At 61.2% G+C, this 11,733-nt stretch carries 8 protein-coding genes and 1 tRNA gene; 6 read left to right on the forward strand and 3 right to left on the reverse strand.

Annotated features, from left to right (window positions below; all coding sequences use genetic code 11):
• The coding region (locus tag ACH196_RS28990) for a porin (protein WP_396650322.1) at nt 1–448 on the reverse strand (448 nt) is incomplete at its 3' end.
• A 453-nt stretch (nt 449–901) separates the two neighbouring features.
• Here ACH196_RS28990 and ACH196_RS28995 point away from each other — a divergent pair.
• The 5 genes from ACH196_RS28995 (at nt 902) to ACH196_RS29015 (ending at nt 6,759) form a co-directional block, all read left to right on the forward strand.
• Nucleotides 902–992 (forward strand) — tRNA-Ser (locus tag ACH196_RS28995).
• Nucleotides 993–1,505: 513 nt separating this feature from the next.
• Nucleotides 1,506–3,062, forward strand: coding sequence for an ABC transporter substrate-binding protein (locus tag ACH196_RS29000; protein ID WP_396650323.1), 1,557 nt, complete (start codon nt 1,506–1,508; stop codon nt 3,060–3,062).
• Between the two features lie 50 nt (nt 3,063–3,112).
• Nucleotides 3,113–4,915 (forward strand): oligopeptide/dipeptide ABC transporter ATP-binding protein, encoded by a 1,803-nt coding sequence (locus ACH196_RS29005; protein ID WP_396650324.1) that lies wholly within the window; start codon nt 3,113–3,115, stop codon nt 4,913–4,915.
• Nucleotides 4,912–5,769 carry an ABC transporter permease gene (locus ACH196_RS29010; protein WP_396650325.1) on the forward strand — a complete coding sequence of 286 codons (858 nt, stop codon included), beginning with the start codon at nt 4,912–4,914 and terminating at the stop codon, nt 5,767–5,769. Before ACH196_RS29005 ends, ACH196_RS29010 begins: the two co-directional genes overlap by 4 nt.
• A complete protein-coding gene (locus ACH196_RS29015; RefSeq protein ID WP_396650326.1) occupies nt 5,770–6,759 on the forward strand; it encodes an ABC transporter permease in 990 nt (329 codons plus the stop codon).
• Between the two features lie 10 nt (nt 6,760–6,769).
• On the opposite strand, the gene ACH196_RS29020 is transcribed toward ACH196_RS29015, so the two are convergent.
• Both ACH196_RS29020 and ACH196_RS29025 read right to left on the reverse strand, forming a co-directional pair.
• The gene (locus tag ACH196_RS29020; RefSeq protein ID WP_396650327.1) at nt 6,770–8,617 is read right to left on the reverse strand and encodes a PAS domain-containing protein; all 1,848 of its coding nucleotides are present in this window, start codon (nt 8,615–8,617) and stop codon (nt 6,770–6,772) included.
• 117 nt (nt 8,618–8,734) lie between these two features.
• A complete protein-coding gene (locus tag ACH196_RS29025) occupies nt 8,735–9,373 on the reverse strand; it encodes a response regulator transcription factor (protein ID WP_396650328.1) in 639 nt (212 codons plus the stop codon).
• A 678-nt stretch (nt 9,374–10,051) separates the two neighbouring features.
• Here ACH196_RS29025 and ACH196_RS29030 point away from each other — a divergent pair.
• A complete protein-coding gene (locus tag ACH196_RS29030; protein ID WP_396650329.1) occupies nt 10,052–11,731 on the forward strand; it encodes a putative bifunctional diguanylate cyclase/phosphodiesterase in 1,680 nt (559 codons plus the stop codon).
• Nucleotides 11,732–11,733: the final 2 nt, after the last annotated feature.

The following is an 11,733-nucleotide window of genomic DNA, read 5'->3' on the forward strand; positions in this document are numbered from 1 at the left end:
GCTCGATATAGGCGTGCTCGATGCTGACGCCGTCTTCCATGTCGTAGCCAGTCGTGCCGCTGCCCGACACCTGGTAGTTGAAGTTGATGGCGGCATACGAACGCAGCGTGCCGTATTCGGTCTCGCTACGGGCATCGGCGCGCAGCTGGAAGCGGACGCGGTTGTTGTAGGTCTCTTCACCCGCGGCGCTGCGGACGCCAACATGCGGATCATCAAGATACGAGGCGCCATAAAAATCGCCGCCGCGGATGTCGACGCGGACATAACCGCCGATCTTCAGGCAGGTTTCGGTGCCGGGCAGGTAGAAGAAGCCCGAACCATAGACGTCGCAGACCCGAACGTATTCGACGGGTTCCGGCTCGGCAACGACAACCGCGTCGGCCGCGCGAGCGCCACTGACTGCGACCAGCGCCGCAGCGGAGCCGAGAAGCAGGCTCTTGATGTTCATTTTCTGACCTCCAGTCAAAAGTTGATAAAAGGGTCTGGGCCTTTGTTTGCTGAAGGACAGCGCTTTCTGTCCCATCCCCAAGCCGAAAAAGACACGATAGCTCGCCCCTCTCTCGGTTCGAAGATTGCGCATCGCTTTCGTCCGTTCAACCGCGATCGTCGGAAGCGCGATGCCGCCCGGATGCTATCGTTGGGCTCTGTGACACAAAAGACACGATTTGATAGCCTGCCTAAACACTCGGTTAACCATCAGGGGGCCGAAGGCACTTGCGTAGAGGGATGATGTCCGTCGCGGCTTCGAATCACGTCCGGCCGCGGACCGAAAGCTTGCCGCGAAACAAACAGCCTCCCATTGGAAGGCCAGCGCCGGTTCCCGGAGCATTGGCCGATGAGTCCCGAAGTTCTCCGAGAAACCGCTTGATCGCAAGGGTCGCACGGGCTAGTGGGGCGGCACGGAGAGGTGGCCGAGTGGTCGAAGGCGCTCCCCTGCTAAGGGAGTAGAGGTCAAAAGCTTCTCGAGGGTTCGAATCCCTTCCTCTCCGCCACCCCTTATCTGTTCGACCTGCGACAGCGCCGTGCCCATGGCCTTGTTCGCCCTGTTCCTCTTGCGGGCCCGACTTGCGAGGCCGTGGCGGTCGAGCATCCCATGCACCTTGCTCCTTGCCGGGATGAAAAAGGATATCTCGCCGAGAGGCACGGGACGTCTTACTGATCGACCGCATGGCCGCCTTACCGAACTTGTCATCGTGCTGGCGAACGCGTTCCGTTGAGAATGCGCATCTGCAAGGTTCAAATACCTGTCCAGCGGGGCCATAATCTATTCCCGGGGAATAGGGTAACCTCTGCTTGATGCTCATAGACCGCGATCGGGGGGCTGACGTATCGTGGCGACAATGTCTGGGTGTCCGCATCGGTGCCGAGCGCCGCAAAGAATATCTTGATGGCATCGGTGGGACACTGGCTTGGACAAAAGCGTTTGATGCCTCGTTGGCCAAGAATCGACTGCGGGTGGCCTTCCTGCAGTCCTAGTTAAGTACCAGGCCAACGGGAAATCCTTGATGCAGATTTTCGCGTACCGGACCGAACAATCCTACAAGCAAAGGTTGGGGCTGCGCACGCTGGGACTCCTCCTCGGTCTATTGGCTTGGATTGCACCGGTCCACGCCCAGGAGGTGCTGCGCATACCCTACGTGGCCGATATCGGCACTTTCGATCCGGACAACGGGTTCGAGACCGGCGCGATGAGCGCAATCAACAACGTCTACGAGGGTCTCGTCGAATATGAGCCGGGTTCGACCAGGATCGTTGGTCGGCTCGCCAGGAACTGGGAGATCTCCGACGACGGGCTGACTTACACCTTCCACCTGGTCGACGGCGTCAAGTTCCATGATGGCACGCCATTCAATGCGGCGGCGGTCATAAATTCCTTCGAACGCCGCCGCGATCGTGGACTGAACCAGAGCTACACCCTAGCCAACGTGAGGGACATGAGGGCGCCCGACGATTCGACGGTTGTACTCACTCTGGGCCATCCTCAGCCTTCGCTCCTGGATGCCCTTTCCAGTCCATGGGGCCCCAAGATCATCAGTCCGGTGGCGCTCGCCGAGCATGACAACGGGGACTTCGCAACGACCTGGCTCAATGAGCACGCGGTCGGCACGGGTCCATTCAAACTGACTGAATTCAAACGCGGTCAGCGCTATGTGCTCGAACGCAACGCCGACTATTGGGGCGACAGACCGTTCTTCCGGCAGATCCTAATTTCGGTCGTGCCCGACATCAGCCAGCAGATACTTCAATTGCAGGCGGGTGTGATCGATGCCGTACCGCTCAACTATCCATTCTCGCAACTCACCAGCCTGCCGGGTGGTCTCGAGATCACCACAGCCCCGAGCATGATACCGTACGATCTTTTCGTTAAGCCGAACTCGCCGCTCGACGAAGCGGAGGTCCGCGAGGCCGTTTTGACAGCGATCAACCCGGCACTGTGGGTCAAGGACGCCTTTGGAGAGTTCGCAAGCCCTTCCAAGTCGGTTTATCCGAACGTGATGCTCGATCCGGTCAAACCGATCCGGTTCCCGACCGACTTCGCGGCAGCGAAAGCCGCGATCGCCAAACATGGCCCGGTCAATCTGGTCATAGGCCTGCATAGCGCGGCCCCGAGCTACGCCCGTATCGCCGATCTGATGATAGCGCAACTGGCGTCGATCGGCGTAAAGGCGACCGCCTACGTTCTGCCCTCCGGCGCTGCTTACACGTTGAAGGACGACCCGAACCCTCCCGATTTGCTGCTCACGATAGCAGGCCCGGACGCCGCTCACCCGGATAGTCAGGCCAAGGCGTTCTTCACAAAAGACGCTCCTCTCAATTTTTTTGGACGGGCGCTGCCGCAAGCCGATGCCATCGTGGACCAGGCAGGGCAGGCAACCGACGTCAAAGAACGCGACGCTCTCTACGAGAAAGCGGGGCAGATGTATTTCGACGCGGGCATCGTCATCCCGCTTGTCGACGTCAACGATGTGGTCGTCCACGCCAAGGGTCTGAAGGACCTTGGACTCCGTCCCGTGAACCCGCCCGGCAACATCGACTTCGCCACCGTTCGCCGGGGACCCTGAACTCCGGCCATCCGGTTCCATTTCGGAAGCAGGTCAGGCTCGTACCGCAGATGATCAAGCTTTCGTCCCGAATGTCCGAGCCCGTGACCGAGCCCGTCCTCGCCGTCAAAGACCTCTCACTCATTCTCAGTCGCGAAGGCCGTCCTTCCCGCGTGCTCGACGGCATCAGTTTCGACATGTTTCCGGGCGAGATCGTCGCGCTTGTCGGAGAAAGCGGTTCCGGAAAGACAAGCATCGGGCTGACGCTTCAGGGGCTCTTAGCGCGTGAATACCTTCCACGGATTGCAGGCTCGATCCGGCTGGTGGGGATCGAACTTGCCGGCGCGAGGAGGCGGATATGGCAGTCGGCCCGCCGGCACCTCGTCCGAGCCATCCCACAAGATCCGGTGGGCGCGCTCAACCCCACGATGACGATCCGCCGCCAGATGCGAGAATCCGATGGGGGGGCCGAGAGATCTATCGAAGACTGGCTCGGCCGAACCGGCCTGCCTGACCCGGACCGCATCGCCGATGCGCTTCCGCATCGCCTGTCGGGGGGACAGCGTCAGCGAGTGCTTATTGCCATGGCGATGATGGCAAGACCGAAGCTGCTCATCGCCGATGAACCAACCACCGCGCTCGACGTTACCATGCAGGCGCAGATCCTCGACCTGTTGCGCGATCTCGCCCGCGACCAGCAGACGGCAGTTCTGTTCATCACACACGATCTGAGTGTAGCGGCCTCACTGGCCGACCGCATCCTGGTTCTCTACGCCGGACGCATCGTTGAAATGGGGCGCATGCAGGATGTGGCCCGCAATGCGGCGCACCCTTATTCCGCCGGCCTGCTCGCAGCCCGCTTCGATCTGGACTCCGATCGAAGGCGCCCGCTTCCTACGCTCCCGCCAGAGCGCATACCTTCCATAAATGTTGAGAACGCTTGCGCCTACGCGACACGCTGCCCGATCGCCCTGCCGGATTGCACAGCGATCCGCCCGCCGCTGGAGCCCGCCTCCGTCCACAGTGGCGCAGTCGCCTGCCTTCACCACGAACAAACGCCATTTCTCTCAGCGCAGCGCACCGATGCAAAACCCTGGCCGGCTCAGGTGATCCAGGAAACCGCCGCCTTGAGGCTATCCAACGTCGGAAAGACATATCCGACAGGCGCCCGATCGTTTTGGGGACGGCGTCAACCGCAGCCCGTTCTCAAGTCGGTCAACCTGTCGATCAAGCTTGGCGAGTGCGTGGCCCTGGTGGGTGAGAGCGGCGCCGGCAAGTCTACCCTTCTGAGGATTGCGGCCGGGCTCGTGGTGCCCGAGAGCGGCACTGTCACTCGGTTCGACAGGCTTCCTCCGCAAGTCGTGTTTCAAGACCCAGTGGCGGCGCTGACGCCGTGGCTCACGATCGGCGAGCAGATCGGCGAGCGCTTGCGGGCCGTTTCGCCGGACAGTGACTACGGCCGCCGTCGCGTCGGAGAGGCAATGAAATTGGTCGGCCTCGATCCGGTCCTGATGGACGCGCTCCCGGCCGAGATGTCGGTCGGGCAGTGCCAGCGCGCCGTTTTAGCACGCGCGGTAATCGTCCCCCCAGGGCTGCTGCTCTGCGATGAGCCGATCAGCGCAATGGACGTGTCGCTGGCGGCCACTACCTTGAACCTTCTTAGCGACCTTCGGCGGCGGCTCGACATGGCAATGCTGTTCGTCACGCACGACCTGGCGGCCGCCAGGATCATCGCCGACCGTGTCGCGGTGCTGAAGGAAGGCGAGTTGGTCGAGATCGCCGATCCGGATGCCATCATTGCCGCGCCACAATCCGCCTACACGCGATCTCTCATCGCAGCGATGCCGAGCCTGCAGGCGGGAGGCGGACCATGACCGGCAGGCGGGACACGGTGCCTGCGCGGCCCCGGTTCAACTGGCGCGATTTCTTCCAGCGTGCGGGCTGGGTTGGTAGCGTCGGCATTGTCGGCGTGCCTGTTGTCACCGTCGTGGCCGTGCTGGCGCCTTGGATCACGCCGTTCGACCCACAACTGCGCGTCGGCAGGGCCTACCTGCCGCCGTCGGCCGAACATTGGTTCGGCACCGACGAGATCGGCCGCGACCTGTTCTCCCGCGTCATCCTCGGCGTTCAATATACGTGGCTGCCGGGGCTTGCCGTTATCGGTTTCAGTCTCATTGTGGGCTCTCTGGTCGGACTGGTTTCTGGCCTCGCGGGCGGCAAAGTCGATCTGGTCATCGAGCGGATCGTCGACTTGTTCCTGGTCCTTCCAGGAACGCTTATCGCGCTCGCTGTCGTGGCTTCACTTGGCCCGGGGCTCGTCAATACGATGATCGCGCTCGCCATTGTCTGGTGGATGTGGTACGCGCGTATATCCCGTGATGAAATTCGCCGGCTCAAGGCCCGTCCTCATGTCGAGGCGGCGCGTATTGCTGGCGTCCGCGGTCCGCGCCTGCTGCTGCGCTATCTGTTGCCGGGTGTGGTCCCGGCCCTGCTCATCGGGGCGTCACTGGATGTCGCCAACGTCATCATGACGATGTCGCTGATGTCGTTCCTTGGCCTTGGACTGCCTGCGCCGGCGCCTGAACTCGGAGCGATGACGGCGCGCACGCTCGACAGTCTCACTGTCCATTGGTGGCTGCCGATCCTGCCGGCCGCGATCATCTTTCTCCTCTGCCTTCTCGCCAACCTTGCCGGCGACGGCATTCGAGCCGCCCTGCGGGGGGCGTAGATGCTGGCATATTTCGCCAAAAGCGTCGTCGGCGCCGTCATCGTTCTCCTGGTGATGAGCTTCATCGTCTTCGGTCTCCAGAGCATTATCCCAGCCGATCCAGCGCGGGCCATTGCCGGGCCGAGTGCTCCGCCGGAAACGGTCGAATCGATGCGCGAGCAGCTCGGACTGGACGATCCCGCTGTCATTCAGTACGGGCGCTTTCTGTTGCGTCTCGCGCATGGGGATCTGGGGACGTCGGTAAGGACCCGACAGCCGGTGTCTGACGACATACGCCAATATCTTCCCGCTACGCTTGAGCTCGGACTCGCGTCGATCGCTTTGGGAATTGCGCTCGCCGGCCTTATGGCGGCGCTGCAGTTCCTGATTCCGGGATCGGGCAGCATAAGGCTCGCTATTGTGGGGGCAGGCTCCACGCCGATCTTTCTGTCGGCCTTGCTTCTCGCCTACTTTTTCTGGTTCCGTCTCGATTGGCTTCCCGGAGCGGGTCGGCTTGCCTACCCCGACTTCGCAGGCCCTACGGGACTCAACGTCATCGACGGAATACTGGTCGGCCGGCCCGAAGTCAGCGTCGACGCGCTGCGGCACATGATCTTGCCGGCGCTTGCACTGGCGCTGCCTATCGGCATCGCGGTCGGCCGGAGCCTGAACGGTGCGCTTCACGAGGTGATGAGGCAGACATACATCCGGACCGCGCGTGGCAAGGGTCTCAGCGAGACAAAGGTGTTGTTGCACCACGGCTTGCGCAATGCCGCCACGGCCCCACTGTCCATGCTGAGCCTGCAGGTCCGCCTTCTCTTCGGCAATTTGCTGGTTGTCGAGCGCGTTTTCGGGTGGCCTGGTCTGGGTCTTTACACGGTTCAGGCTTTTGCCAGCGCCGATCTCCCGGCAGTGCTGGGCGTCGCCATCGTTTTCGGAATTTTGTACATTTTGGTCAACACGCTCATCGAGATCGTGCAGTCGATGGCCGATGCCCGGATCAACCTCTGAAGGCGTTCCCTCAGGCGCATACCGTCGCGCCGGTGGATGTCTTGGTCGGGTCGGCAGCGCGGATGGGGAGGCTGAAGGTTATGGATGCCCCCCCTGTCTCGACATTTTCCGCCCAAAGCCGGCCGCGGTGCGCCTCGACAATCGAGTGGCAGATTGCCAGGCCCATTCCCATTCCATCCGGCTTGGTTGTGTAGAACGCCTCGAAAATCCGTTCCGGATTGCTAAGTCCGCGGCCGCTGTCTCGCACTTCGACCTCAACCGTTCCGTCATTTTGACACCGCGACACGATTCGCAGGCTTCGCGCATTGATGCCGACGTCCTGCATCGCTTCAATGCCGTTGCGGACGATGTTGAGGACGACTTGCTCCATCTGAACGTGATCGGCAACCGTCGCAGGAAGGCCGGGATCGAGGTGAAGGTCCAGCTTGACGCCGCTCGATGCGAGCCTGTCACCTAAGAGATCACACACTTCGCGGATCACCGCGTTCAGATTTATCACGTGCGGTTCGCTTTCGGTCTTGCTGAACAGCGCACGGATGCGGGTGATCACCTGTGCCGCCGCGTCGGCGTTTCTAATGATTTTCTGGGCGACCCGGCTGGCATGATTGAAGTTTGGCGGATCGGCATTCAGCCATCTCTGGAAGGCGCCGGTGTTGGCCACGACTGCCTGGAGCGGCTGGTTGAGTTCGTGCGCAATGGACACCGACAGTTCGGACAAGCTGGCGGCGCGCAAGGCGCGCGCGAGCCGTTCGTCCGCCAGTCGCAGCGATTCCTGGGCGCGGACCTCGTCGTCGATGTCGAAGTTGACGCCGTACCAGCGAAGGATGGTGCCATCCTCGTCGCGTAGCGGTTCGAAGCGCGAATCAATCCAGCGATATTGGCCATCCTTCCGGCACAGCCGGCCTTTGTGCTGGAGTGGCTCTCCACGGGCAAAGGACTTCTCGAACACGGCCTTGACGGCCGCCCGGTCATCGGGATGGAACAACTCCACATGGGAGGCGAAATGCCGCGTGCCTCGCGGTTCCTCCCTGGCGGAGTCGATGCCCGCCCAGTCGACGAACCGTTTGTTGAAATAGTACGGCAATCCCGCCGGCGTCATCAGCCAGATCATGGTGGGAACCGTATCGACCAGCAGGCGAAGCTCACGCTCACGCTCGCGCAACGCAGCTTCGGCCTTCTTCTGATCGTCTATATCCGCCGAGTGGCCATACCAGCCGGTTATCCTTCCGTGCTCGTCGCGCGAAGCAATCCCGGTGTCGCGAAACCATCGATACGTTCCGTCGAACCGACGCACACGTTGCTCGTCGACCACAGGCTCGCCCGTCAGCAAGCTGTGACGCCATCGCGCCATGCTCGCCTCGACATCGTCCGGATGGACAAACTGTGTCCAATGATAATCATCGCCATCCATGATTCGGCGCATCTCATCGGCTGTCACGCCCACATAGTCGAGTGCCGCGGGATTGACCAAGCGAAGGCGGCCATCCGGAGAGGCCGACCATCCGAGGCCCGGAATATCGGCAATGCTCGGACCGGTGTCGTGGTAGACCCGGTCATAGAAGCTCACGGTCCTGAAAATCTTTATCACGAACCACAGGGCCAACGCCGCGACGACAAATACCACCAACCGGACCGCGCCGCCTGTGGTCTCTGATTCCAGCGAAAACAAGATTACGGATGAAAGCAGACCGGCCGCGGCAACGGCCACCAGGCCGGTCTCCCAGCCGTTGCAGATGCATATGACTGCAACGGCGACCAGCAGAACATATGGCTCATTGACGAACAATGCCAGCAAGACGCTCGCAGCGCCGATCGCCAATGCCACGGCGCGGCGTCGTTTCGTTGACGTCAGCTCCATTTCGGACCTCTCGATACCGCCTCTGCGTCCCACTCCCTATCGCGGCCGTTATGCAAGTCAGCTACGGAGCCCCAAACGCCTCACCGTACACTTGTCCTCTCCCGCAGACGAAGCCGCTCAGCGGCTGTCGACCGGAAGCGACTGCCACAAGTTGAAGAGATGGGAGATGGATCTTGCGTTCATCTTCTTCATCATGTGGCTCCGATGGAGCTTTACGGTGATCTCGCTGATGCCGAGATCCGACGCAATCTGCTTGTTCATCGCACCGGAGACCACGAGCCTCAGCACTTCCCGCTCACGGGGCGTAAGGGTCTCGTAGAGGGCTACGTTCTTGCGCGATACGGTCGACGCCGCTCTTCGCGCGACGTCCCTGGCGATAGCGGTGGACACCGCGTCAAGGAACGTTTGGTCGCGCACCGGCTTGGTGAGGAAATCCACTGCCCCAGCCTTCATCGCCTGAACGCTCATGGCGATGTCGCCATGACCCGTCAAGAACACGATAGGCGTTAATATGCCTTTGGTTGCAAGGAGATGCTGAAGATCGAGGCCGCTCAGACCCGGCATTCGCACATCGAGAACGAGGCAGCCTGGGCGGTCCGGCAGTTTTGCGTCCAGCAGTTCCTGGCCCGAAGAAAACGACATCGTGTCGATGCCGACCGAATTCAGCAATTCCTCCAACGCCTCGCGGACCGCTGCGTCGTCGTCGACCAAAATTGCTACGGGACTTTCCGCAATACCTGAAATCGCAATGCCCATTACTCTCGCCTCGAGGAGATCTGCTGGACACGAATTGGCGTTCACGTGGTCAGTATCAACCGCGGTTCCGTCACACGTCAATCAGGAGCGGCCTCACGCGCTGCCGCCGGAACTCCTTCAGCAACCAATAGCCAGTGCTGCCTGCCCAATGCGCAGTCTCTACCTCGGGTCTTGCGTACCTGTATCGTGACGTTCAGCGCAACAGGACAAACGGTGATTCGACCTGGCGGTTTGAATGGCTGACCTAGACCTCGGTATAGGTGCACGGACTGTCCGTACCGGCCTGCCGAGTGTCACGTTCGGAACAGCGCATCGCCATCCGGCGTCGCCAATTTCCCCATTGGCCACCGCGCCGCCAGATGCTGTCCGACTTTCTCCCTGGCGAGGCTTGTCGCCTGGCCGAGCTCGCGTGCTTCGTCGAATGTCAGTCCGAAACGCTGGATTACCTCGTCCAGCCCGTAGGTATCGGGTTAGGCGGCCTGCGAAAAGATGGCCGGAACGTGCGTTCCGATAAGCGCACTGATCCACCTGTGGGCTTTGACCTCGGAGGTTTGCGGATGTTTCCTTCGGTATGCTAATATTCTTCTGTGGCGGGGAGATGCGGACTTGCATCGCTTCTGGAAATTGTTCGATTATCCGAAAGCCGCGCGTGCAGGCAACCGCGAAAGGAGGCGGCATATGGAACCGTCCTCCGCAGGCGAGGCACGTCTCGCCAGCTTTCTCGAGAGTACGGACGAGCTGGTATCCTTCTACGACCACGACCTGCGCCTGACCCAATACGCCGCAAACCTGCGGGATATTCACAATGGCGCGATGGTTCCCGGTGCCAGCGTTTCGGATATCTATCCTGTATTGGCCGGAGGAGAATCGCGGGACGCCTTGAAGCGCGTCTTGCGCGATGGCCTGCCGGTGACCGTTCCCTTTCAGATGCAAGATCGGAAACCGGGGAAGGTGCTGGTTTTCCGGACTCCGGACGGCCTGGGCATCATCGAATCGGCGGATACGCAACCCGTTGTCGTCGAAGAAGCGGAGCATGTGAAGCTCCTGCATGAGGCCACACACGATGTGCTGACCGGGCTTCAGAACCGGCGCCGGTTCAGCGAACGGCTGACCGAGGTGTTGTCCGAGACCGGCGGGGTCAGGGAACGCTCGGCACTGCTGCAGATCGATCTCGACGATTTCAAATCGGTCAACGACACGCTTGGACACAGCACCGGAGATACATTGCTGCAGCTTGCAGCGAACCGGATCAGGGGAGCCTTGCAGGAAGGCGATTCGGCATATCGCTATGCCGGCGACGAATTCGCGGTGATCCAGTCCGGCAAGCAGCAGCCGGCGGAAGCGCTGCGGCTGGCCCAGGCGCTGGTCGACGCGTTCAAGGCCCCTTTCATCATCAATGACATCCCACTTTTCGTAGGTGCAAGCATCGGCATCGCCTTCGGCCCGCATCACGGGATCGAAAGCGAGGAACTGATGAAGGCCGCGGATATCGCACTCTATGCTGCGAAGCGTGATGGCCGAGGCTGTGCGCGGGTCTTCAATCGCTCGATGATGCTGTTGTTGGAGCAGCGCGAGAATCTGAGGCGAAGCCTGCGTGTCGCGCTGGAGCGGCAGGAACTCTATCTCGAATATCAGCCGCTCATCCGGCCGCCTTCGACCATCGCCGGCTTCGAGGCGCTGTTGCGCTGGCGTCATCCCGAGATCGGCTTGATCCCGCCAAATGTCTTCATTCCAATGGCCGAAAGCGACGGGTTGATGGAGGAAATCGGCCGTTGGGTGCTCGAACAGGCATGCCGCGAGGCGATGAGCTGGCCCGGTTCGCTGAGCATCGCCGTGAATCTTTCACCGGCACAATTTCTTAGCGGCACGCTTACCGACACCGTCGCGCAAGTCCTGGACGCCGCCGGCATGCGAGCCGACCGCCTCGAACTCGAGATAACCGAAACGGTCCTGCTCGAGGAGACCGTCGACAATCTCGACACGCTGAACACGCTCAACGTGCTCGGCATACGCATTTCGCTCGATGACTTCGGCACTCATTATTCGTCGCTTGGATATCTGAAGAATTTTCCTTTCGACACGCTCAAGATCGACCGGTACTTCATCAAGGACCTGATGACGGATCGCAAGAGCCAGACGATCGTGCGCTCCATCCTAAGCTTGGCGCATGGCCTCGATATGAGCGTAACCGCTGAAGGGGTCGAGACGGCGGCGCAATCGCGATGGCTGATCGACGAAGGCTGTGACACCCTTCAGGGCAATTTTCTGGGACAGTCGATGGACGCGGACACCGTACGCGATTTCATGGCTCGGCAGCCGATGGCATTGCACAGGGCGGAAGGACAAGGTCGCGGGTAATG

It is taken from the genome of Mesorhizobium sp. IMUNJ 23232 (assembly GCF_044326205.1).
Classification (GTDB): Bacteria; Pseudomonadota; Alphaproteobacteria; order Rhizobiales; family Rhizobiaceae; genus Kumtagia.